24 protein-coding genes are annotated in these 21,803 nt (G+C 54.6%); 12 read left to right on the plus strand and 12 right to left on the minus strand.

Annotation, left to right across the window (positions count from 1 at the left end):
* Nucleotides 1–19: 19 nt before the first annotated feature.
* The 6 genes from B1C80_RS19165 to B1C80_RS19190 all read right to left on the minus strand — a co-directional run bounded on the left by B1C80_RS19165 (nt 20) and on the right by B1C80_RS19190 (nt 5,230).
* Nucleotides 20–253: a hypothetical protein gene (locus B1C80_RS19165; RefSeq protein WP_077922817.1), complete on the minus strand. Its 234-nt coding sequence runs from the start codon at nt 251–253 to the stop codon at nt 20–22.
* Nucleotide 254: 1 nt separating this feature from the next.
* Nucleotides 255–2,918: a cytochrome c biogenesis protein CcsA gene (gene ccsA / locus B1C80_RS19170; RefSeq protein ID WP_077922818.1), complete on the minus strand. Its 2,664-nt coding sequence runs from the start codon at nt 2,916–2,918 to the stop codon at nt 255–257.
* Nucleotides 2,919–2,983: 65 nt separating this feature from the next.
* The gene (locus B1C80_RS19175; RefSeq protein WP_077922819.1) at nt 2,984–3,421 is read right to left on the minus strand and encodes a cytochrome c maturation protein CcmE; all 438 of its coding nucleotides are present in this window, start codon (nt 3,419–3,421) and stop codon (nt 2,984–2,986) included.
* A gap of 53 nt (nt 3,422–3,474) precedes the next feature.
* A complete protein-coding gene (locus B1C80_RS19180; RefSeq protein WP_077922820.1) occupies nt 3,475–3,741 on the minus strand; it encodes a CcmD family protein in 267 nt (88 codons plus the stop codon).
* A 68-nt stretch (nt 3,742–3,809) separates the two neighbouring features.
* Nucleotides 3,810–4,469 carry a cytochrome c biogenesis protein CcsA gene (gene ccsA, locus B1C80_RS19185; protein ID WP_077922821.1) on the minus strand — a complete coding sequence of 220 codons (660 nt, stop codon included), beginning with the start codon at nt 4,467–4,469 and terminating at the stop codon, nt 3,810–3,812.
* A gap of 86 nt (nt 4,470–4,555) precedes the next feature.
* On the minus strand, nt 4,556–5,230 hold the full coding sequence (locus B1C80_RS19190; RefSeq protein WP_077922822.1) for a heme exporter protein CcmB: 675 nt from the start codon (nt 5,228–5,230) through the stop codon (nt 4,556–4,558).
* Nucleotides 5,231–5,351: 121 nt separating this feature from the next.
* Between B1C80_RS19190 and B1C80_RS19195 the strand changes: the two genes are divergently transcribed.
* The 3 genes from B1C80_RS19195 (at nt 5,352) to feoB (ending at nt 8,626) form a co-directional block, all read left to right on the plus strand.
* Complete coding sequence (locus tag B1C80_RS19195) at nt 5,352–6,125, plus strand: TSUP family transporter (protein WP_236648839.1); 774 nt, start codon at nt 5,352–5,354, stop codon at nt 6,123–6,125.
* Nucleotides 6,126–6,203: 78 nt separating this feature from the next.
* The gene (locus B1C80_RS19200) at nt 6,204–6,431 is read left to right on the plus strand and encodes a FeoA family protein (protein WP_077922823.1); all 228 of its coding nucleotides are present in this window, start codon (nt 6,204–6,206) and stop codon (nt 6,429–6,431) included.
* Between the two features lie 77 nt (nt 6,432–6,508).
* On the plus strand, nt 6,509–8,626 hold the full coding sequence (feoB, locus tag B1C80_RS19205) for a ferrous iron transport protein B (RefSeq protein WP_077922824.1): 2,118 nt from the start codon (nt 6,509–6,511) through the stop codon (nt 8,624–8,626).
* A gap of 71 nt (nt 8,627–8,697) precedes the next feature.
* Here the strand turns inward: feoB and B1C80_RS28535 are convergent, their stop codons facing one another.
* Nucleotides 8,698–8,862 carry a hypothetical protein gene (locus B1C80_RS28535; RefSeq protein WP_165358875.1) on the minus strand — a complete coding sequence of 55 codons (165 nt, stop codon included), beginning with the start codon at nt 8,860–8,862 and terminating at the stop codon, nt 8,698–8,700.
* A 239-nt stretch (nt 8,863–9,101) separates the two neighbouring features.
* Nucleotides 9,102–10,604: an NAD(P)H-hydrate dehydratase gene (locus tag B1C80_RS19210; RefSeq protein ID WP_077922825.1), complete on the minus strand. Its 1,503-nt coding sequence runs from the start codon at nt 10,602–10,604 to the stop codon at nt 9,102–9,104.
* A 116-nt stretch (nt 10,605–10,720) separates the two neighbouring features.
* On the opposite strand from B1C80_RS19210, the gene rplS reads away from it, so the two are divergent.
* Together rplS and dapF are read left to right on the plus strand one after the other, a co-directional pair.
* Nucleotides 10,721–11,095 (plus strand): 50S ribosomal protein L19, encoded by a 375-nt coding sequence (gene rplS, locus B1C80_RS19215; protein WP_077922826.1) that lies wholly within the window; start codon nt 10,721–10,723, stop codon nt 11,093–11,095.
* A 69-nt stretch (nt 11,096–11,164) separates the two neighbouring features.
* Nucleotides 11,165–11,938, plus strand: coding sequence for a diaminopimelate epimerase (dapF, locus tag B1C80_RS19220; RefSeq protein WP_077922827.1), 774 nt, complete (start codon nt 11,165–11,167; stop codon nt 11,936–11,938).
* Between the two features lie 4 nt (nt 11,939–11,942).
* Here dapF and B1C80_RS19225 read toward each other — a convergent pair whose 3' ends face one another.
* Nucleotides 11,943–12,251, minus strand: a complete 309-nt coding sequence (locus tag B1C80_RS19225; RefSeq protein WP_077922828.1) for a rhodanese-like domain-containing protein — start codon at nt 12,249–12,251, stop codon at nt 11,943–11,945.
* 247 nt (nt 12,252–12,498) lie between these two features.
* On the opposite strand from B1C80_RS19225, the gene htpG reads away from it, so the two are divergent.
* The gene (gene htpG, locus B1C80_RS19230) at nt 12,499–14,328 is read left to right on the plus strand and encodes a molecular chaperone HtpG (protein ID WP_077922829.1); all 1,830 of its coding nucleotides are present in this window, start codon (nt 12,499–12,501) and stop codon (nt 14,326–14,328) included.
* 81 nt (nt 14,329–14,409) lie between these two features.
* Here htpG and B1C80_RS19235 read toward each other — a convergent pair whose 3' ends face one another.
* Together B1C80_RS19235 and B1C80_RS19240 are read right to left on the minus strand one after the other, a co-directional pair.
* A complete protein-coding gene (locus tag B1C80_RS19235) occupies nt 14,410–14,988 on the minus strand; it encodes a DUF4126 domain-containing protein (RefSeq protein ID WP_077922830.1) in 579 nt (192 codons plus the stop codon).
* 100 nt (nt 14,989–15,088) lie between these two features.
* On the minus strand, nt 15,089–16,582 hold the full coding sequence (locus B1C80_RS19240; protein WP_077922831.1) for an ATP-dependent RecD-like DNA helicase: 1,494 nt from the start codon (nt 16,580–16,582) through the stop codon (nt 15,089–15,091).
* 58 nt (nt 16,583–16,640) lie between these two features.
* On the opposite strand from B1C80_RS19240, the gene B1C80_RS19245 reads away from it, so the two are divergent.
* The 4 genes from B1C80_RS19245 (at nt 16,641) to coaD (ending at nt 19,247) form a co-directional block, all read left to right on the plus strand.
* A complete protein-coding gene (locus B1C80_RS19245) occupies nt 16,641–17,078 on the plus strand; it encodes a CBS domain-containing protein (RefSeq protein ID WP_077922832.1) in 438 nt (145 codons plus the stop codon).
* 142 nt (nt 17,079–17,220) lie between these two features.
* Nucleotides 17,221–17,751, plus strand: coding sequence for an NUDIX hydrolase (locus tag B1C80_RS19250; protein ID WP_077922833.1), 531 nt, complete (start codon nt 17,221–17,223; stop codon nt 17,749–17,751).
* Nucleotides 17,752–17,829: 78 nt separating this feature from the next.
* Nucleotides 17,830–18,720, plus strand: coding sequence for a DUF3822 family protein (locus B1C80_RS19255; protein WP_236648840.1), 891 nt, complete (start codon nt 17,830–17,832; stop codon nt 18,718–18,720).
* A gap of 62 nt (nt 18,721–18,782) precedes the next feature.
* On the plus strand, nt 18,783–19,247 hold the full coding sequence (coaD, locus tag B1C80_RS19260; protein WP_077922835.1) for a pantetheine-phosphate adenylyltransferase: 465 nt from the start codon (nt 18,783–18,785) through the stop codon (nt 19,245–19,247).
* A gap of 8 nt (nt 19,248–19,255) precedes the next feature.
* Here the strand turns inward: coaD and B1C80_RS19265 are convergent, their stop codons facing one another.
* On the minus strand, nt 19,256–19,990 hold the full coding sequence (locus B1C80_RS19265; protein WP_077922836.1) for an NUDIX hydrolase: 735 nt from the start codon (nt 19,988–19,990) through the stop codon (nt 19,256–19,258).
* Between the two features lie 115 nt (nt 19,991–20,105).
* Here B1C80_RS19265 and B1C80_RS19270 point away from each other — a divergent pair, with 115 nt between their 5' ends.
* Together B1C80_RS19270 and B1C80_RS19275 are read left to right on the plus strand one after the other, a co-directional pair.
* Nucleotides 20,106–21,395 carry a hemolysin family protein gene (locus tag B1C80_RS19270; RefSeq protein ID WP_077922837.1) on the plus strand — a complete coding sequence of 430 codons (1,290 nt, stop codon included), beginning with the start codon at nt 20,106–20,108 and terminating at the stop codon, nt 21,393–21,395.
* 64 nt (nt 21,396–21,459) lie between these two features.
* Nucleotides 21,460–21,789, plus strand: a complete 330-nt coding sequence (locus tag B1C80_RS19275; protein WP_077922875.1) for a hypothetical protein — start codon at nt 21,460–21,462, stop codon at nt 21,787–21,789.
* The last annotated feature ends 14 nt before the right edge of the window (nt 21,790–21,803 follow it).

The raw sequence follows: 21,803 nt of genomic DNA on the forward strand, positions 1-21,803 counted from the left end.
AAACACAACAAACAGAAGGCTATTTCTTCTTCTTTTTTCGGGTTTCTACCATCTGTTTGATGGTAGGGGAGACCGCTTTCTCCCGGTCGAGCCGGCGGTTCTTGGTAAACTGAAAGGCAAGCAGACAGCCCAGAAAGAGCATCAGCAACCAGTAGCTTTCGGCAAACGAGGTGCGCATGTACTCGGCAATCCAGATAATGAGGAAGCCGGCTCCGGCTGCTAAAATAAGAATCTCAGAGAGTTTAAGCTTCATATCAGGCCACCTTACGCTGCATTTTGCCAGCCTCCCGGTAACGCCGAACCGTAGAGATCAGGAAACCTAGTACCACGACCAGCGTACCGATCCAGAGTACGTTGATCAGCGGTTTTTCGAAGGCTTTCATCACAATATAATCGCGCTGGGTGCGATTGACGGCGAAGGTAAACTTACCCGTCCGCGGATCGATCTCGTTCAGCTGAATCCGTACGCCCAGCTCGTCGCTGGTTTCGGCCCGACGGCCAACCATGCGATCTTTGATAATGAATGCGGGGCTCAGGATCTGCTCTCCGTTTTTGCTCAGCACCCGCACCCGTGCCCGTACAGCCGCGTCGTTGGGACCGATATCCATTCCTTCTACGTCGGTCGTCCGGACAACGTCGTCCAGTATAGCCACGTAGTCATTCAGAAAGAACGTGTCTTTGATCGCTACGCTGTAGGTTTCTGTTTTCTCCCACTTGTTGTCGGCCGTTGGGTCCGGTACCGAGTTTACGTAGGTATAGATATCGCGGTCGGCTTCGTGGCGGGTGTCCGGCGAGGCCAGCAGTCCCATCCGTTCGTTCACCTGCGCGCGCGGGTACAGGCTGAATACCTTGCCGTTTGGCTCCCGGTATTCAACCTGGTAATACGTGTTCTCGGGGTAGAGGGCCAGCGTGTCACCCCGCTTGTAATACACTTTCCCGTTCTGCTCGATGTCGCGCTGGGCAATACCCCGGAAGTCGCCTTCGATGACCGTCACATCCCGGCGCGGGATATAGCCGGGCACGTCGCGGGCCTCGATGTACTGGCCGCGGTAGGTTAGCTGGTAGGGACCCATGCGCTCGGGCTGATTGAGCCAGAGCAGCGTATTTTCCTTGTTTTCTTTGTTATCGTTCTTAGTGAACACATCCTGTTTCGAGATCAGCAGCCCCGAGGTGTTCAGCGAAATCACCTTTGAGAAGCCAGCCGAGTACAGAATCCCGATCAGCATAAGCGCCATACCGATGTGCGCTATGGCACCACCCGACAGCCGGTAATTGCCCCGGATTACACCCAGCAATACGGTACCATTGGTCATCAGGGCAAAGACCGAGGCTACCAGCAGCGCCATATACACCGGATTCTTGATCGAGCCAAACGCGATCAGGCCAGCGCTGATGAGCAGCGTCAGGATAGCAGGGGTCATCAGCGCATCCCATTTCTTATTTTCTACTTTACGCCACCAGAGGTATTGACCAACCCCCGTCAGCAGCGCAATCACGACGAAAAACCAGACCTGGAATTTGTTGTAGTGCGCAATCTGATCGGCAGGCAGGGCCAGGTTCGATACTTTACCGAACGACTCCATAATCTTGTTATAAACAGGAATCGACGTGGTCGCGATCACCTGAAAGGCCGACAGGCAAAGCACCGTAGCGCCGATGAAGAGCCAGAATTCTTTGGTATACACCGAGGCTTCTTTCTCGTCGCTCGGGATGTGTTTCCACTTCACCACCGCCAGTACGATAGCTAACACTACGAACGCCATCAGATACAGCAGCAGTTGCCCCGACAGGCCCAGATCCGTAAACGAGTGCACCGACGCATTGCCCAGTATACCGCTCCGGGTCAGGAACGTAGAATACAGGATGAGCAGAAAGGTCGTTATCGAGAGAATGATAGCTGTCTTGAGTCCGGTCGAGGAGCGCTTGGCGATCAGCATGGCGTGCAGGGCCGCTACCATCACCAGCCAGGGTACATAGACGGCGTTTTCGACGGGGTCCCAGTTCCAGTAGCCACCGAAGTTCAGGGTTTCGTAGGCCCAGTAGCCACCCATCATGATGCCAATACCCAGGATACCCGCTCCCAGCAGCGTCCAGGGCTGAGCGGGCCGAATCCAGTTGTAGGGTTCGTTACGCCACAAGCCCGCAATGCAGTAGGCAAAAGGAATCAGCGTAAAAGCAAAGCCAAGGAAGAGGGTCGGCGGGTGAATCACCATCCAGTAGTTCTGAAGCAGGGGATTCAGGCCGTTACCGTCTTTGGGTACAAAGGTGGGGTCGGCCGTAAAAATCGGCGCGTCGGGCATAGCCTCGCTCAGCAGCAGAAAGGGCGATGAACCGATTTTAAACGTATCGCCAAAAACAACGCCGAGGATCATCGAAGCCAGGAACGCCTGTACCAGCGCGAAGATGGTCATCACCGGCGCTTCCCAGGTTTTGCCGCTGGTTCGGATCAGCATAGCCCCCAGCAGGGCATTCCAAAACAGCCAGAGCAGGAACGACCCTTCCTGACCTTCCCAGAAACAGGAGATCACGTACTGGAGGGGCAGCGCCCGCGACGAGTGACTCCAGGCGTAATGGTACTCGAAATAGTGATTGTTGATAATCCAGTACAGACAAACGCCCACTCCCGTTACGGCCAGGCCATGGATGTAAAACGCCCACCGGGCCAGTCTCCGCCAGTCGTCGCGTGGGGCGGCTTCCGGGCTTGCGGTGGCCTTGTTCGATACGGCTCGTCGGCTGGTTTTGCCACCAAACGAGGCACCGCCCGCATAGGCTAGCTGGGGTTCTTCAACAACGACGGGCTGTGCCACCGCACGACGGCCCAGCGCCGATATGAAATAAGCCACCGTTGCTACCAGTGCCGTTACGAACGACAGGATAACAAAAAAATGGCCAAGTTGTCCGACTGTGGTATGTATCATGGATAATGGGCGAATGGCGCAGGCTTGGCTGAGAACAGCTTTTCTCAGTCAAGCCTGCGCTTACATTATAATTTGGCTGTGGCTTCGTGTTCGGTGGTCTCCAGTTTACCGTCCTGGTATTTGGAGGGGCACTTGAGTAAAATCTTGTTACACTGAAAATGATTGCCCTGCATGGCGCCAATCACCACGATCTGCTCTGAGCGATCGAAGTCCTGTGGTTTAGGACTGTTATAGACTACTTTCTGAGCCTGGTTATCGTTGTCGACCAGCGTGAACTCGAAGTGGTTGGGGTCAATGGCCGGATCGTACAGCATATCGACAATCTTTCCCTGCTCATTCTTCTTTACTTTACCGACTACGTGAATCAGCTTGTCGTCGCCATCCTGAGCGAGTTCAGTGGCTTGCTTGAAGGTGACGTATGAACTGGCATCGCCGGCGGTGGCAACGATAATGCCGATGGCCAGCGCAATGACTATAATACCGAAAATGTGAGAGAGTTTCATGGTCTACTGTGTGAATTCGTGTTGTACGGCTACGGATAATCTGGTGTACCTGTTCAGGACAGCGGAACGTCCGATTTTTTCAGGGCGGCTCCCCTGACGTCTTTTTCAAGCTGGCTCACCTGCCGGTCGAGCCGAATCAGGTACACGACGATGCCGGCAAATACAGCCGCAATAACGGCTACGACAACCCATATTTTGCCGTCGGCCCGGAGTTGGTCGGCCATATCAACCCCGTCTGTGCCAGGTTGTTGGGCCATACTGAGTTGACTGAGTAAGAGCAGGGCTGCCAGCGGAAGTTTGGACAGAGTCAGTAATCGCATAGAATTTGTCGACAGATGTAAAATTAACGCAAAAATACACCAAATCATTCGGGTGTGAGCGTCAGGATTTATTCCTCCAGCACCGCTTTAACCCGACGCAGGCGAACGCGCAGTTCCGTAATCCAGACACCCAGCAGGGTGAACCCGATTACCGCCGGGTAAAACACCATCCGCATCTGGCTGTCCATATCGTATTTACCGAAAGCCGGGTTACCGCCGTTGCCGGGGTGCAGCGAATCGGTCAGGCGGGGCACAACGAAAATCAGCGGCACGAACACGGCAAAGGCGAAGATGTTATAGACGGCCGAGATGCGCGCCCGGCGCTGCTCATCGTCGAACGAGCCGCGCAGAATCAGGTAGGCCAGGTACATCAGCATACCGACGGCTACGCTGTTCAGTTTGGGATCATTGGGCCAGGGTTCGCCCCAGGTAAAATTGGCCCAGAGCGCGCCGGTCAGGCAGCCCAGGAAACCGAACAGAATAGCGGTGTTGGCAAACTCGACCGCCACGCCATCATCGTCGAAACGCCCATTACGCAGGTAGCGAATCGAATAAACGGCCGACGTCAGCAGCATGATAATCATGCCGAACCAGAGCGGTACGTGGAAGTAAACGTTCCGGATACTTTCGTTCAGGATCGGCTGTCGGGGCACCCCGCCGACCAGGCCCTGCAGAATAACATAGGTCAGAATCAGGACAGCAAGGCCTTTCCACCAATTTTTTTTCATAGTTTTTTCGTTTTCAGTCAAGGGCTTTCTGGATACGGCTTTGGTCTGTTCAGGCCAAAGCCGGGATCTGAAAACCAGAGACGGCACTAGCTACGCCACAGAAACGGAAACAGCAGCCAGGAGAGCGTCAGCACGATGGCATCAATGGCCAGAATAGTACCAACTTCGCTCCAGCTCACACTGCGGTCGAGTCCGTCCATGGCGTTTTTCGAGACTTTCAGCAGCAACAGGAGTAAAGGCAAAATAATTGGGAAACTGAGCACCGCCATCAGGGTAGCCGGATTCTCGGCTTTGCTGGCAATGCCCGACACCAGCGTCAGCGAAGCCGAAAACCCAACCGCCCCCAGAGCCAGCGTGAGCAGGTACAGGGGAATGTCGGCAATGGGGCTACCCAGCACAAACGCATACGTACAAAAGCCTAACACCGCCAGCACACCCATCAGTGCCGTATTGTACCCGATTTTTGCCAGAATTATCTGTTGCGGGCTGGCCAGGGTGTAGTAGTAGAGCTGCCGCCCGGCCCGTTCCTGAACAAAGCTTTTGGCAATGGCATTAATGGCCGTAAACAACTGAATAATCCAGAACAGCGTGTTCCAGACAATCGGCGTGAGCTGACCGCGCCGGGCGTTAAAACTCAGGTAGCAGACAAAAACGGCCCCGACGATGTAGAGCAACATGCCATTGAGCGCATACCGTTGCCGCCATTCGAGGAGGAACTCTTTACGCATCAAAGCGCCCAACTGCCGTACCGACTCTGTCATACCTGCTCAATCAATTCGGCAAATTTACGGTGCAAACCTGAATTGTTTCCGTTTTAGCCGATTGGTTTTGACAAGACAACTTTCTGCCCCAATTTGCCTGTCTTATGCTTTTGCTGATTGCGTGAATCCCGAACAACTGTACACGATTGCAACGCTCTGTGCGTTTTCGTTTCTGGCTGGTTTTGTCGATGCCATCATCGGAGGAGGGGGCCTCATCCAGACACCCGCCCTGTTAGTTACGCTGCCGCAATACCCCGTTCCGGTGCTGATCGGAACAACCAAGCTGCCGTCGCTGGCGGGTAGTTTGATGGGCGCCTTTCAATACAGCCGCCGGGTTGCCGTGGCCGGGCGGTTCATTGGACCCATGATGGCCATTGCGTTCGGGGCGTCCTGGCTTGGCTCCTGGACACTGACCCGTATGCCTAACCAGTTCATGAAGCCGGTGGCACTGGTTATCCTGATCGCCGTCTTCCTGTACACGCTGCTCAAAAAAGAGTTTGGCCAGATGTCCCAGCGAACCATATCGGCCCAGCAGCAGCGCATTCGGATGTGGGCGATGGGCGCCGTTATCGGCTTCTACGATGGTTTCTTCGGACCCGGCACGGGTAGTTTTCTGGTACTGGGCTTTATAGCGCTGATCGGATTTGATTTTTTGCGGGCCAGTGCCCACGCCAAGCTGGTCAATGCGGCTACTAATCTGGCCAGTGTGAGTCTGTTTGTTCAGAAAGGCGGCATACTGTATGCCGTAGCGTTGCCTATGGCTGTAGCTAATTTATCCGGCGCTTTTCTGGGCGCCCGGCTGGCTATATTGAAAGGAAATCAGTTCATTCGTCTCTTTTTTTTACTCATCATTGCGGTCATGATTATTCGATTCGGCTGGGATTTGCGCTCCTGAATTTGCAACAACAAACTTTAGGTTGTAATCTTGCGTTAATTAAACTGAATCTAAATAAAGAGTAACGGCACTGACACCATGAGCAAGCGAAGCGTAGCCGATCTGAAAATAGGCGAACGGGCCACCATCCAGTCGTTCAACGATGCGGTGATGTCGCTGAAACTGCTCGAAATGGGCTGCCTGCCGGGCGCTGAAGTATGCCTTCATTGCAAGGCTCCCCTGGGCGACCCGATCTGTCTGAACGTATCGGGCTACTGCCTGTCGATGCGTCGGTCAGAGGCCGCCACTATATTGATTGAAAATTAACGGTTTACGGTTGGTACGGTTGTCTGTCTGTTAAGCGGGCGGGCCCGTAAACGATAAACCGTAAACCGTACTGTACATTGGATGCCTCCCTTACAATTGCCCTTATTGGCAACCCGAATGCGGGTAAATCATCGCTCTTCAACCAACTGACCGGCCTTCGTCAGAAGACCGGAAATTTCCCCGGTGTAACGGTCGATAAGAAGTCCGGCACCTGGCCCATCGATACCCAGACTACGGCTACCGTAGTTGACCTGCCGGGTGTCTATTCCATATATCCCAAATCGCTGGACGAGCAGCTTGTCACGGACATTCTGGCCAATCCGGCTCATCCTGATTATCCGGATGTGGCGGTTGTGGTGGTCGATGCATCGAACCTGCACCGGAACCTGCTGCTGTTTACCCAGGTTGCCGATCTGGGTGTGCCGACGGTGCTGGCGCTGAATATGCTCGACGTAGCCAAGAGCCAGGGCAAGGAAGTGAACAGCGTACGGCTGGCCATGCGCCTGGGTGTACCCGTCGTGCGGATCAACGCCCGTACCGGAGAAGGGGTCGATCAGATCAAAAAGGCGGTGCTGGGGCAGCTGGAGAACCCGACCCTGCCGGGTAAACTGTTTTTCGATCCGGCCGACGAAGCGGCCGACCTCATTGCCGATACCCGAACCCAATACGCGCTTCAGAATAATTACCTCGCGCTGCAGTACATCATTCAGCATGATGGGTTTTCGTTTCTGAATCGGGTACAGCAGCTGGCGCTGGATGCCATCATTGACCGGTACGAGTTCAACGAAACGGCTTTCCAGGCAAACGAGACCATTACCCGCTACAAGCGCATCGCAACCGTCGTTGCCGAATCGGTAACCGATCACCGGCCAATTGGCGAACCGACCTGGAGTCAGAAGCTGGATCGGGTATTGCTGCACCCGGTTTGGGGCTACGCCATCTTTGCGTTTATACTGCTGCTTATCTTTCAGGCCATCTTTGCCTGGGCACAACCGTTCATGGATGCCATCGACTCGGGGGTGGCCTGGCTCAACGGTCAGCTCAAGGAGGGCCTGCCGGCGGGCCCGCTCACCGATCTGCTCACCGATGGAATCCTGGCGGGTATCGGCGGCATCCTGGTGTTCATTCCGCAGATTGCCTTTCTCTTTCTGCTGGTTGCGCTGCTCGAAGAGTCGGGGTATATGTCGAGAGTCATGGTCATCATGGACCGTATCATGCGCAAATTCGGGCTCAACGGCCGGAGCGTCGTTCCCCTTATTTCCGGCGTAGCCTGCGCGGTACCGGCCATTATGGCGACCCGAAGCATTGGTACCCGTCGCGACCGGCTCATCACCATCCTGGTAACTCCCCTGATGAGCTGTTCGGCCCGACTGCCCATTTATACCATTCTGATTGCCCTGGTTGTGCCTAACCAGCGGGTGCTGGGCGTGTTCAACCTACAGGGGCTGGCGCTTATGTTTCTGTACCTGATGGGGCTCGTCAGTGCGTTACTGGCTGCTTACGTGTTAAAACTGGTGCTGCGTACCAAAGAGCGGGGCTTCTTCATTATGGAACTGCCAACGTTTAAATTACCGCGCTGGAACCACGTGGGGCTGTCGGTCTGGGAGAGTGTGCGTGCCTTCGTTTGGGAAGCGGGTCGGGTTATTCTGGCCATCTCGATTGTGCTGTGGGTGCTGGCCAGCTATGGACCCGGTAACGCCATGCAGGAGGCCGAAACCCGGGTTAAGCAGGAACTAGCCAACGCGCCAGCCGATGAGCTGCAGAACAAGCTGGCGTCAGAGCGGCTCGAAGCGTCGTATGCCGGCCATTTTGGGCACCTGATCGAACCCGCCATCCGCCCGCTGGGCTACGACTGGAAAATAGGTATTGCCCTGCTGAGCTCGTTTGCGGCCCGGGAGGTATTTGTGGGTACTATGGCTACCATCTACAGCATTGGCGATGGGGGCGATGAGGCAGGAGTCACCGTTCGGGAACGGCTTCGGCAGGAGCGCAATCCGCTGACGGGTGGGCCTATGTATACACCGGCGCTGGCCTGGTCGCTGCTGGTCTTCTACGTATTCGCTATGATGTGTATGAGTACACTGGCGGCCACTCAGCGCGAAACCAAATCCTGGACCTGGCCAGCCGTACAACTGGCTTATATGATGATTCTGGCCTACGTAGCCGCGTTCGTCACCTATCAGTGTATGGCCTGAAGCCACAAAAAAGCCCGGTAACGAAAACGTACCGGGCAATACTAATCAAGCTATACTGAGTCCGCCAGAGTCTACCAGAGTAGGCCCTTGGAGATGAGCGGATAAATAAAATGATACACAATGTACGTCAGTAAGGCGATGGTGAGTCCGCCTAAAGCCGTTGTCTGATCGACCGATACCCGGGACTTTCGCGAGGGGCGACTCATTCGCCAGTCTCGCTGCGCTGCATGTTTCATGGTATGTGTGCGGTATGAGGCTAAAATACCGGTACAAATTTGAGACCGCTTCCGTCAGGAGAACAGCGCGAAAACCCTTAATTTATAGAATACGTATAAATACTTGATTAACACCAGTCAGGTCTGAGTCAGTATATACGTTTTAGAGAAGTTTGGTGATAAACTAGTGTCGTCTTTGTGGTCTATTGTATAAATAGTGTGGTGTGATTTCTACACTTAAGTTACCATATTTCTACACGTCAGGCCCACCGGAGGGCGTCTACCACATCGGTAGCGGTCATTCCGATCTGACCACGCTGCTCGGCTACCTGATCGCCCGCCAGGCCGTGGGCATATACGCCCAATACAGCGGCTTCTACCGGATCGTATCGTTGAGCCAGCAGGGCGGTTAATACACCGGTCAGTACGTCGCCGGTGCCGCCCGTACTTAAGCCGGGGTTGCCCGTGGCGTTGAAATGAATATCTCCCTCGGGTGTGGCCACGGCGGTATGGGCGCCCTTCAGCACGACAACAACCCGATACTTGCGGGCAAACTCACGGAGTCGATCCAGCTTTTCGTAATCGTTCTGCCAGGGCGCAGTCAGTCGCTCAAACTCTTTTGGGTGGGGAGTCAGAATACTGCCGGCAGGAAGCTGGTCGAGGAGTTCCCGATTTTCGCCCAGCAGGTTGAGCGCATCGGCGTCAATGACCATTGGTTTGGTGAGGGTCGGCAGCAGCGCTTTCAGCATCGCCAGGGTTTCGGAAGCCTTGCCAATGCCAGGACCTATCCCTACGGTTGTGAAGTCGGCCGGGCTGGTCGTCTCGACCTCCGTGGTGCCGCTCAGTACGTGCTCGTGCGTATCCGGGCGACACATAGCCTCTGGTACGGCCGTCTGCAATACCGGATACCCGCAACCAGGCACCTGAACCGTTAAAAGACCTACGCCCGACCGCAGGCAAGCCCGGGCGGACAGCACAGCCGCTCCTATTTTTCCGTAGCTGCCGGCCAGTAGCAGCGCATGCCCGAAGGTACCTTTGTGCGCATAGCGGTCGCGCTTGTGCAGCAACAGACGGGCTTCGTCGGGGCGGGTGTAGTAGTAGGGGGTGGGCGCTTTATCGATGAAGCGTTTGTGCAGCTGGATGTCGACTGTCTGCCAGTCGCCGGTATAGCGGGCGTTGCCGGGTAGCAGGAAGGCCAGTTTGGGCAGCTGAAACGCGACGGTATAGTCGGGCTCAACGATAACGTCTTCGGGCGCATTGGGCTGATCTGCATACAAGCCACTGGCTATGTCGACCGACACGACCGTGGCCGGGCTGCGGTTGATCGCTTCGATGGCGCTTTTTACGATGCCTTCGGCGGGTCGTGAGAGGCCTGACCCCAGGATCGCATCGATAACGACCTCGTTGTGGGGCATGGGCGGAATATCGTGCGAAAGCTCAACGTACCGGATGTTGTCCGTTACCAGTTTGAGCCGTCTGTGATTATGCATGAAATCGTCTGACTCGCGGGGGGCGTAGCGCACGACAAATACCTCGAGCGGATAGTCGCGTTCCAGCAGCAGGCGGGCAATGGCCAGCCCATCGCCCCCGTTATTACCCAGGCCACAAAAGATCTTCAGCGGGGTAGTAGCCGGAAAGCGATCGACAAACCAGTCGACGAAAGCCAGGGCAGCCCGCTCCATGAGATTGATAGGAGCAATGGGTTCGTGTTGGATGGTTGCCTGATCGAGCGCGCGAATCTGGTCGACATTCAGTATTTTCATGAAGCTTGGGGTCAGAAGACGTTGGGTAATTTCGCAAAAGTATTTTCTAACCGCTAAAAGATTACTATCTTTGCGGCTCATTTCGCAAATAGTTATCTGGCGATTTATATACGGTCATGAGCGAGTTAATCAAATTAGTGGAGGCAGACAACGCGCAGCGTCGCGCCGAGTTGCCCACGTTCCGGGCAGGCGATACGGTGAACGTACACGTCAAAATCCGCGAAGGAAATAAGGAGCGTATTCAGGTATTTACGGGAACGGTCATTCAGCGCCGGAACCCAAGCAGCGGTGGCGAAACGTTCACCGTTCGTAAAGTATCAAACGGCGTAGGTGTAGAGCGGATCTTCCCGGTTCTGTCGCCTAACATTGACAAAATCGAGGTGGTCCGCCTGGGCAAAGTGCGTCGTGCACGCTTGTTCTATCTGCGTGGTCGCCAGGGTAAAGCAGCTCGTGTTAAAGAGCGCAAGCCCAAAGCGAAAGTAGCCGCTTAATTTACCGCGCTTCTTACCTACATAAAAGCTGCCTGTACAGGGTGGCTTTTTTCGTATCTTCAAAACGCTATGCAGTTTTATAAATACCAGGGCACCGGTAATGATTTCATCCTGATTGATGACCGGACCGGCACGTTCCCGGCCGCCGATCAGGCCCTCATCGCGCAGTTATGTCACCGGCGGTTCGGCATCGGGGCCGATGGGCTTATTTTGCTGCAAAACGACCCCGAATACGATTTTCGGATGGTGTACTTCAACGCCGATGGAGCCGAAGGCAGCATGTGCGGAAATGGCGGTCGCTGCATTGTCAGGTTTGCGCATGACCTGGGTCTGTTCGAGTCCGAAACACGGTTCATAGCGGTCGACGGGGAACACGTGGCCGTGGTGCGCGAAGACGAGGTGTTTCTGAAGATGATCGATGTGAACGGGCTGGATCAGCAGCCCCAACTGACATTCCTGAATACCGGTTCGCCCCATGTCGTGCGGTTTGTCGACGAGCTGGAGTCATTCGATGTGCTGGCCGAAGGGCGTGCCATTCGGTATGCCGACGCATTTCGGCCGGGCGGAACAAACGCCAACTTCGCCCAGCGCCTTACCGATAATACCCTGTTTGTACGCACCTACGAGCGGGGCGTTGAAGACGAAACCTACTCCTGCGGAACGGGCGTGACGGCGGTAGCGCTGGTAGCCCACCAGCAGCTGCAGATGCCTGGCCCGGTAGCAATTCAGACAATCGGCGGCAATCTGCGGGTGTCGTTCGAAACCCAATCCGACGGGCGCTTCGAGAACATCTATCTGATTGGTCCCGCCAAACGGGTATTTACGGGAGAAATCGACCTGTAACCGCTTAGTCTACGTCGTCAATCAGACCTCCGTGCAGGTGATAGATGACTTTTGTCTGGAAAACGGGTTGCCGCTGTAGATCTTTGGCCGCTATCCGGCTTCGTACGCCGTTGGTACAGACCAGAATCAACGTATCGTAGGCCAGCAGCTCATCCCGACGCGCCCGTATGTCGGCCAGGGGCACGTTTATACCACCCAGGTTGAACTCCTCAAACTCCCACTCATCCCGAACATCGATCACCGCCGTGCGAGGCTGCTGGCGCAAGGTGTCAAGTTCAGATAAGGAGATGTCGATATAGGCCGGGGTTGTCATGCCGACATAACACCAGAATCATACTGGCTGTTCGCCTGGATAATATAAGCCTGATCGGAGGCCGCTTGCTCCGGCGACTGCCGGTGTATGCTTGTCCATTTGTTGACTTCTTTGCTGGACTAATCCGTCAGCAACGCGCCTTGCAGTAAGTTAAAACTGTCAATGTGGCAGGCAACGAGGCTCTGGAACAGGATTTGACACCCGCCCAATCAGCAAGTCAATTCTATCAACAACCCATTAGCTGTCTATGGAAGCCGTACAGAATGAAAAAGGGCAGATCTCGATCCATACCGAGAATATCTTCCCCATCATCAAAAAATTCCTGTATTCCGATCATGAAATTTTTCTGCGCGAACTCGTATCCAACGCGGTCGATGCTACGCAGAAGCTTCGTCAGTTGTCCTCCTTTGGTGAGTTCGGGGGCGAGCTGGGCGAATTAAAGGTAACCGTTGCGCTCAACGAAGAGGCCAAAACGATTACGATCAGTGACAATGGCATCGGTATGACGGCCGATGAAATTAAGAAATACATCAACCAGATTGCATTCTCCGGCGCGTCGGACTTTCTGGAAAAATACAAGGATAAGACGGACGAAAAAGGACAGATTATCGGCCATTTCGGTCTGGGCTTCTACTCGGCCTTCATGGTAGCTGAGAAGGTAGAGATCATTACCCGCTCGTATCGTGATAACGCCGAACCGGCCCGCTGGGTATGTGACGGCTCGACCGAGTTTGAACTGACCCCCGCCGAACGGGCCGAACGCGGTACCGATGTGGTGCTGCATATTGCACCCGATTCCGAAGAGTTCCTGGACAAAACCCGGCTGCGGGGTATACTCGACAAATACGCCCGGTTCCTGCCGGTAGCGATCGAGTTCGACGGGCAGACGATCAATAATACCGCACCCATCTGGACAAAAGCGCCCGCCGACCTGACCGACGAGGACTATAAGTCGTTCTACCGGGAGCTGTACCCGATGAGCGAAGAGCCCCTGTTCTGGATTCACCTCAACGTCGACTACCCGTTTAACCTCACCGGTATTCTATATTTCCCGCGGGTGAAAAACGAACTGCGGTTCCAGCGGGAGAAAATCCAGCTCTACAGCCGGCAGGTGTTTATTACCGACGAGGTAAAAGACGTGGTGCCCGATTTCCTGATGATGCTGCACGGCGTAATCGACTCGCCCGATATCCCGCTGAACGTGTCGCGCTCCTTCCTGCAGGCCGACTCGAACGTGAAGAAAATCAACGGCTACATCACCCGTAAAGTGGCCGACAAGCTGAACGACCTGTTCAATGCCGATCGAACAGCTTTCGAAGAAAAATTCGATGATATCGGACTCTTCATCAAGTACGGTATTCTGTCCGATGACAAGTTCTGGGAGAAGGCAAAAAACTTCGTTCTGCTCAAAAATACCGACGGCCAGTACGCGACACCCGATGAGTATCGCGAGAAAATTCAGGCGAACCAGACCGATAAGAACGATACGCTGGTGTTGCTCTATACCAGCGACCGCAAGCAGCAGGACGCTTATGTGGCTTCGGCCGTTCGGCGGGGATACGATGTGCTGCTGATGGATAATGTGATTGATCCTCACTTCATCAACGCGCTCGAATACAAGCTGGAGAAAGTACATTTCGTACGCGTCGACGCCGACACGCTCGACAAGCTCATCGACAAAGGGCTTAGCAACGAGAGCGTGCTGTCTGAAGACGATCGTACAAAAGTGAAAGAAGTATTCGAGCAGGTTCTTGACAACAAAACGCTGACGGTTAGTGTAGAAGCGCAGCCAACGGATGAGCTGCCCGTAACGATCACCCTGCCGGAGTTCCTGCGTCGGATGAAAGATATGTCGGCGCTGTCGGGCGAACAGTCGTTTTACGGAAACATGCCGCTGGGCTATAATGTGGTCGTGAATGCCAACCACCCCCTCATCGGAAAGCTGCTGGCCCAAACCGATGCCGACGCGCAGAAGTCATTGGCCAAGCAGGTGTACGACCTGGCTCTGCTGTCGCAGAATATGCTGACTGGAGCTGACCTGACCGCTTTTGTTAAGCGTACCGTCGAGACGCTGTAATTAGCCATAGGGTCAGAAAGCCAAACGAGAGCTGGGACCGATGTCCCAGCTCTCGTTTTGTATAGGGCACTCTCGTTGGAGTTACTCCCGTCGGGTGAACCACACTTTCCGCCGGGTGGTCATCCGCTTGATGACGTAGATAAGCACCAGCGCGACGAAAATGATGGCCACCAGCGGTAAAAGAACCGTCAAAAGTGACAGAACGAACGACGCGATATTCTCGCCGGTGGCTACGACCGGGTTGGCGGCCCCGCCGGTTGTGGTGGTAGAACCGAGCCGGAGCAAACTCGTACCCGCCTGAATAATGCCAGCCGAGCCTCCGCCCAGCATTAACCCCAGCCCCCAGTGCAGAATCGGATTCTCGATCTGAAGAAACGAGGTGCTGAGCAGCGTACCGGCAATGATGGAAGCCGGGGTGGCGATGCCATCGAGCAGGTTGTCGAGCCACGGAATGTAGTAGGCACCCACTTCAACGATGGTGGCCACCGTCAGGCCTGCCAGCGCGGGCCAGCTGCTGAGCCACTCAAAGCCCTCAAACGTACCAACGATGCCCAGCTTAGTGGCCACGCTGGCAATCAGCATTGGTACAAAGACCCTGAAACCGCAGCAGGCAGCCAGGCCAAGGCCGACACAGGCACTCACAATCCAGTCGTAGGTCATAGGGCAAAAAAAATAATGGTTTACGCTTATTGATTTCGGGCTTCTGGCCTCAGCGGAGACCATAGACCGTATAGCAAAACCGAACTAGGGCCTGGGTTGTTTAGCCGAAGAACTGCGGGTTGAAGTTCATCAGAAACGCTTCATCCGTGGCGCGGGTGAGTGCCGTATAGAGCCAGCGGACAAACTCCTGGTTCACCTGGCCGTCTGGCAGGTAGCCCTGATCAACGAATACGGCGCTCCACTGGCCGCCCTGGGCTTTATGGCAGGTGAGGGCGTAGGCAAACTTAACCTGTAAGGCATTCAGGTACGGGTCGCGCCGGATGGCTTCGGTTCGCTCTTTCTTGCTAGTGATGTAGAAATAGTCACGCTGAACGCTCTCATACAGCGCTTTATGCTGCTCGGACGAGAGCGAAGGCGTAGGCGAGTGCAGCGTATCCAGAATGATTTTGGCTTCAAAATCGGGTTGCTCCTCGTAGTCGACCAGCCGCAGCGTGACGGTAGCAAACCGGAAGCCGTGAATCTCTTCGTGGTTGCGGATTTTAAGCACTTCGGCAAACTCGCCGTTGGCCAGAAAGCCTGCCGGCGAGTCCTCTTCCAGGGTCGTGTAGTTGTTGCGGGCAATCATCAGCATATCGCCCGCGTCGAGTTCTTCTTCACATTGGTCAATCATCCGCCTGACAAACTGGTTATACTGCACCGCTGTCTTGTTCGACCGACAAAGGATCACCGTATTTTCGCGGCCATATTTGTTGTAGGCGTACTGAATCCCGTCTTCCAGCTTGTTGGCCGGCATTTTATAGATGTCACTGAATGAGCGTACATTGAGCTGAATAGGGGGGGCATCGGTGGCTGATTCGGCACTATCTGTGCCAAGCAGGGTTTCGAACGAGACGGCTTTGGGAGCCGGACTGAAGGTACCCGACAGCAGGGTGCGCAGATTGGTGGCGTTATAAAGAATACCCGACTCTTCGTCCTGCCGCATAACTTCTGTCAGCTCCTGTTCATAGACCGTCATGTCGAACTGGGCGGCCAGGAATCCCCGGTCGAGCGCCGGACTCAGCTCGCGGCCCACGGGGGGCAGCTGGGCCGTATCGCCAACGAGCAGCAGTTTGTTGCCCTGGTTCTCGAAAACAAAATCGATCAGGTCAGTCAGCAGGCCTTTACCCCCAAAATCAGCTTCGTCGGAGATCATGGAGGCCTCGTCAACGATAAAGAGGGTGTCTTCGTGGTAATTTTTTTGCCGTTGAAAACTCAGCGTACCCGACGCCGGGTCGGCCACCTGCCGATAAATTTTGCGGTGGATGGTCTGAGCTGGCTTCTTGGCGTAGCTCGACATCACCTTCGCAGCCCGGCCGGTAGGGGCCAGCAGCACCGATTTGTAGCCAAAACGGGGAAGCACTTTGATGAGCGTACCAACCAGGGTTGTCTTACCGGTACCGGCATATCCCCTGAGCAAGAAGCAGTCGCGATAGTGTTCAAACTCTTCGTGGGTGATGAACGCGCCGATCTGTTCGAAGAATTGTTCCTGACCGGATGTGGGCTTGTAAGGGAAACGTTTGGCCAGCAATTGGGCGGCCGTATGGGTTTCGTTCATGGTTCTAATTTACGAAATATTTCGCTAACTTCACCCCCATACTAAACCCTTCTATGTCATGAAAATACGCCAGATTTTGCAAGGAAAGGCCGTCAACGCGCTCTACTCGGTATCGTCCCATCAATCCGTGCTGGATGCCCTGAAACTGATGGCCGAAAAAAATATCGGCGCGGTGCTGGTGATCGATGAGGGTGTGCTGACGGGTATTTTCTCGGAGCGGGATTACGCCCGCAAGGTTATCCTGAAAGGGCGTCACTCCGACGATACGCCGGTAGCTGATGTTATGACCCCCAATGTCATTACCATCGAGCCAGACCAGCGGCTGGACGAGTGTATGCTGATCATGTCTGAGCGGCACATTCGCCACCTGCCCGTCATGAGCGGGGGGGAGCTGACGGGTATTATCTCGATCAATGACGTGGTAGCGGCCATCATCCGCGACCAGAAGACCCGGATCGACTCGCTGGAAAGTTATATATCGGGCAGCCCCTACTAAGCCCGGAGCCAACTATAGGTTTCGCTCTGAACTACCCGAATCTGGACGTAACTCCCCACGTATCTTACCATAAACCAGAAACGGTAACCTAAATTCTTCTACCTTTGCGTCCCAAAATTAGCTGTGACTTGTGACGCATGTAATGGATCGACCCGGGGTGGATACATCCCGTCAGGAAGTGTTGAAGTTATACGGAAACCGGCTGCGACTGCGCGTTTGCGGACTTTATCGGGAAGACGACCGGCTCCTGATGGTACGACATCGGGGTATTGGCCCCACCGATACGTTCTGGTGCCCGCCGGGTGGGGGCGCTCAGTTTGGTGAGACCGCCCCCGACGCGCTGACCCGTGAGTTTATCGAAGAAACCGGTTTGTCGATCAGTGTCGGAGAGCTGCTGTTCGTCAATGAGTTTATGCTGCCGCCCCTGCACGCTATGGAGCTTTTTTTCGATGTGCGCGCAACGGGCGGCTCGATCCGGCAGGGTATTGATCCCGAAATGGGGCTCGATGAACAGATTATCTCGGACGTTCGGATGATGAGCTTCGACGAAATCAAGCGGTATCCGCCCGAGGAAGTACACGACCTGTTCCGGTATTGCCAGTCGATGGACGATGTTTTCCACCTGCGTGGCTACCTGCCCAATCGGGACCGAATGGTAGGTTCGGGCCGCTAAGTTTGGGGTAGGCCGCGCCAATGTGCTATTTTTTTGTAAACTTAGCGTTCTGCTAAACCGTTATCCTTTCTCTGAATCGTGCAAATTGCTGTGACATCCGCACCTACCGTAACGATCCGTTCTGATTCGTTCGACCCCAGCCAGACAGCCCAATCCGTGCTGTGTCTGGAAGTGGGGCGCGATCGGTTTCGGTTTCTGGTGCAGAACGCCTTGCAGCAGGTCTGTTATCTCGAAGATTACACGTTTCCGTCGCTCCTGACCGATCGGCCCCTGGTTGGTCTGCTGCCTGATGTGATCCGTGGGCACTCGGTTTTGTCGGCCGGTAACTGGCAGGAGATTCGGGTGGGCGTTAATTCGTCATCGTTTACGTTTGTACCGCAGCCGCTGTTCCGGAAGGAATACGCCAGCAGTTACCTTACCCTGATGCGGGGTAGCACCTTACCCGCCCATGAGTTTGCCCAGGCCCACCTTCACGAAGCGGAAGGTTTTTTGTCGGTCTTCAACCTGGAGCACCCGGTAGCCGATTATTTTGCAGAAACGTATCCGCTTCAGCCACTGACCTTTATTCATCAGACGGGCTCGCTGATACAGGCCACGGCCGCGCTGGCCCGCCATTCGCTGCTGTCACAGCAGGTGTGGCTGTATTTCGAAGATGAATTTGTAACCATTATCTACCGGCAGAACAGGCAGCTTCGGTACTGTAACCGCTTTGGCTACAAGAATGCCAGTGATCTGACTTATTACGTGCTATATGTGCTGGATGAGCAGCAGATCAAGGCCGATGAGGTGCCTATAGCTCTGTACGGAGAGATAACCCCCTTTGCCGACACATACAGCGCGCTCAGCCGGTTCCTGCCCAATCTGACCTTTGGCCGGGCTCCGCAGCCGATGACCCTGACGGCTGAATTTGACGAACTACCCGAACATCGGTATTTAAGTTTATACGGACTTTCTTTACTTAATGAGTAAGAAGGACCAGCGGGCATAAACACGTTTCTGTTCGTGCCAGCGGCCCTGTCTACTCGCTCGCTATGAAGCGTACTGCTCTGTTTCCCGGCTCATTCGATCCATTCACTAAAGGCCACGAAGACATTGTGCGGAGGGGACTGAAGTTATTTGATGAAATAATCATCGGTATTGGCCGGAATGCACGCAAGGAACGCTACTTTCCGCTGGAGCAAATGATTCAGCTGATTGAAGAAGCGTTTTCTGACGAGCCCGCTGTGCGTATCATCAGCTATGAAGACCTGACGGCCAGCGTCGCCCGGTCCGAGGGGGCCCGCTTCCTGCTGCGGGGCCTGCGCAACACCACCGATTTCGAATACGAAAACGGCATTTCTCAGGTAAACCGATTTGTCTACGAAGAAGTAGAGACCGTCTTTCTGATCACCTCTCCGCATCTGGCACCCATCAGTTCGAGTATCATTCGGGATCTGCACCGCTACGGCCAGAACGTAGACGAGTTCCTGCCGTATAAGCTGGTTCAGCCATCGTAAGCAGGCAGTTACTTCCGAACGGTAAGTTCCTGCAGTTGTTCAATTACGTACCGGATCGAACTGAACGAGTTGGTCAGGGCCAGCTGGGTTTCGCGCCAGTCGAGCCAGGCCAGCTTTTCGATGTCCTCGTCTTCCTGTGGCGCCATATGCGAATCGTCGACGACGCTCATCCGGTACCATTTGGTGCGTTTGAGAATGCGGCTTCCATTCAAGGTGTAGGTGTGCCAGGTGGTGCAGATCCGGTCGCCGACGTCAACCGCTACCCCCGTTTCTTCCTCAACCTCACGGGCCGCGCCCTGCCTCGACGATTCACCATCGTCGAGTTTGCCTTTGGGTAAATCCCAGACGCCCCGGCGAAACATCAGCAGTTGTTTACTGTCTTTAAGAACGACCCCACCAGCTGCTTTGATGATTTTGAATGGTTTTTTGATCGCTTCTTCGCAGTCATTTTTGTTCAGACAGCCTAGTGTGATCGATAAAAGTCGACTGGGATTGGCTTTTTGAAGCAACGACAGCAACCGGTCTACGGTAGCGGGTGTGGCGTTGAGTACGAGCAGATGACCATGCAGCGCATCCACTTTCAGCACTTCGAGCCGGGCGTCGATAATCTGGTCAAAGTCGGCAAATGAATTGTCAGACAGCGAGTTAGACTCGGACGGGCGAGTGGGCCTGGCACCCGTTAGTTGGGTGGTAGTTTTGGGGCCAACCAGCCGGATGGGGCGGTCGTTGATAAAAACAATCATCAGAGCGGGGCGATAAAGGCCTCAAAAGTACTAAAAGCCTGTCTGATCGCACAGATGAATCGAGTGGAAACAAACCTGCTTTCGTTATTTTTGCAACCAGCCAACCCGCTCCTTTGTGGAAATTTTAATCATTCTATTACTGACCATTCTGAATGGGGTGTTCTCCATGTCAGAAATTGCCCTAGTTTCCTCGCGTAAATCCAAGTTAGAAACGGCTGCTAAAAATGGCGATCGTCGGGCACAGGTCGCTCTTGACCTGGCCAGTTCTCCCAACCGGTTCCTGTCGACGGTACAGATTGGCATTACGCTGATCGGTATTTTACTCGGTATATTTTCGGGCGATAAGCTAACTACCGATGTGCAGCAGGCGGTGGCCCAGGTAGAGGTGCTCCAGCCGTATGCTCATTCGATCGCGGTTGTGCTGGTGCTGCTGTTGCTCACCTATCTGTCGCTGGTGCTGGGCGAGCTGGTACCCAAACGCATCGGACTGTCCAATCCTGAAGGCATAGCCAAGACCATGGCCGCGCCCATGATTCTGCTGTCGCGCGTTACCTCGCCTTTTATCGCTTTGCTAACCTTTTCCAGCGATTTACTCATTAAACTCCTGCGCATTACCCCAAACGAGAGCGCCGTAACGGAAGAAGAGATCAAAAGTCTGATTCAGGAAGGAACAACGGGCGGGGCCATTGAAGAAATTGAGCAGGAAATCGTACAGAACGTTTTTCAGCTGGGCGACCGCCGGATCACATCGCTGATGACGAACCGGCAGGAAATTGTTTATCTCGATCTTGACGATGAGCTCGAAGAAAACCGGGCCAAAATTCTCGAATACCGGCATTCGGTATTTCCACTCTGCAACGGCGGGGTCGATGAAGTCGTAGGGCTTATCTACACCAAAGATTTTTTGGGGAAGGACCTGGATACGGAGTTAACCCGCCTGGCGGATATCAAGCGGGATGTGCTGTTCGTGCCCGAAAACAACCGCGCCTATCAGGTGCTGGAGCGGTTTCGCGAGCGCAAGCAATACGTAGGCATCATCGTCGACGAATACGGCGGGGTGCTTGGTGTCGTAACCCTCAACGATATTCTGGACGTACTGGTGGGCGATATCAACGACGAGGCTGATTCCGATTACGAGATCCGGGCGCGGGAAGACGGCAGCTACCTCATCGATGCCCAGCTGCCATTCGAGGATTTTCTGTCTTATTTCGATATCAACATCACCGCTCAGAACCGGCGCGACCTGACGGGCTTCGATACGCTGGGCGGTTTTGCGCTCCATATCCTGAAAGACATACCCAAGACCGGCGAAACCTTTGTTTGGCAGGCTTACCGGTTCGAGATTGTTGACATGGACAAAAGCCGCATCGACAAGATGCTGGTTCAGAAGCTGGACGAGGAGTAAAAGCCGGTTCAAACAGCAGCCCCGGTGTTTTAGTTAAGGTTGTATACCAAACGCGATGAAACCTATGCGTTACTACAGCCCAGACTCCAGCGATTCATCAACCGGTACTACCGACTCCAGTCGGATACCTTCTGTGATGGACAATGATCCCGGTGCCGACGAGCAGGTTATCAACCAGCAGGCGGGTGAGCAGTATCCGAAAGACGTTGAAACCCCGGCCGATACGCCAGCGCGGATTGCGCCAGACGAACTGGCCGATTCCATAGCCTATGCCATTGACGGAAGCGGCCCCGGCCCGACCAATGACAAGCCAAATGTATCGGGACATAAAACCGTGTCGGAAGGGATAACCGGCGCGGGACCGGACGAGGAGGAAGACGCCCTGCGGGACTGATAGTATTTGGCCAA

It is taken from the genome of Spirosoma sp. 209 (assembly GCF_002006735.1).
In the GTDB taxonomy this organism is placed as follows: Bacteria; Bacteroidota; Bacteroidia; order Cytophagales; family Spirosomataceae; genus Spirosoma; species Spirosoma sordidisoli.

Coding starts and splice junctions, on each gene's coding strand:
- B1C80_RS19275 (WP_077922875.1), top strand. CDS start 21,460: ATGCGTTACTACAGCCCAGACTCCAGCGATTCATCAACCGGTACTACC.
- B1C80_RS19210 (WP_077922825.1), bottom strand. CDS start 10,604: ATGAAAATACTGAATGTCGACCAGATTCGCGCGCTCGATCAGGCAACC.
- rplS (WP_077922826.1), top strand. CDS start 10,721: ATGAGCGAGTTAATCAAATTAGTGGAGGCAGACAACGCGCAGCGTCGC.
- B1C80_RS19240 (WP_077922831.1), bottom strand. CDS start 16,582: ATGAACGAAACCCATACGGCCGCCCAATTGCTGGCCAAACGTTTCCCT.
- B1C80_RS19190 (WP_077922822.1), bottom strand. CDS start 5,230: ATGACAGAGTCGGTACGGCAGTTGGGCGCTTTGATGCGTAAAGAGTTC.
- B1C80_RS19245 (WP_077922832.1), top strand. CDS start 16,641: ATGAAAATACGCCAGATTTTGCAAGGAAAGGCCGTCAACGCGCTCTAC.
- B1C80_RS19250 (WP_077922833.1), top strand. CDS start 17,221: ATGGATCGACCCGGGGTGGATACATCCCGTCAGGAAGTGTTGAAGTTA.
- B1C80_RS19165 (WP_077922817.1), bottom strand. CDS start 253: ATGAAGCTTAAACTCTCTGAGATTCTTATTTTAGCAGCCGGAGCCGGC.
- ccsA (WP_077922818.1), bottom strand. CDS start 2,918: ATGATACATACCACAGTCGGACAACTTGGCCATTTTTTTGTTATCCTG.
- B1C80_RS19180 (WP_077922820.1), bottom strand. CDS start 3,741: ATGCGATTACTGACTCTGTCCAAACTTCCGCTGGCAGCCCTGCTCTTA.
- B1C80_RS19225 (WP_077922828.1), bottom strand. CDS start 12,251: ATGACAACCCCGGCCTATATCGACATCTCCTTATCTGAACTTGACACC.
- B1C80_RS19200 (WP_077922823.1), top strand. CDS start 6,204: ATGAGCAAGCGAAGCGTAGCCGATCTGAAAATAGGCGAACGGGCCACC.
- htpG (WP_077922829.1), top strand. CDS start 12,499: ATGGAAGCCGTACAGAATGAAAAAGGGCAGATCTCGATCCATACCGAG.
- dapF (WP_077922827.1), top strand. CDS start 11,165: ATGCAGTTTTATAAATACCAGGGCACCGGTAATGATTTCATCCTGATT.
- coaD (WP_077922835.1), top strand. CDS start 18,783: ATGAAGCGTACTGCTCTGTTTCCCGGCTCATTCGATCCATTCACTAAA.
- B1C80_RS19175 (WP_077922819.1), bottom strand. CDS start 3,421: ATGAAACTCTCTCACATTTTCGGTATTATAGTCATTGCGCTGGCCATC.
- B1C80_RS19235 (WP_077922830.1), bottom strand. CDS start 14,988: ATGACCTACGACTGGATTGTGAGTGCCTGTGTCGGCCTTGGCCTGGCT.
- B1C80_RS19265 (WP_077922836.1), bottom strand. CDS start 19,990: ATGATTGTTTTTATCAACGACCGCCCCATCCGGCTGGTTGGCCCCAAA.
- B1C80_RS28535 (WP_165358875.1), bottom strand. CDS start 8,862: ATGAAACATGCAGCGCAGCGAGACTGGCGAATGAGTCGCCCCTCGCGA.
- ccsA (WP_077922821.1), bottom strand. CDS start 4,469: ATGAAAAAAAATTGGTGGAAAGGCCTTGCTGTCCTGATTCTGACCTAT.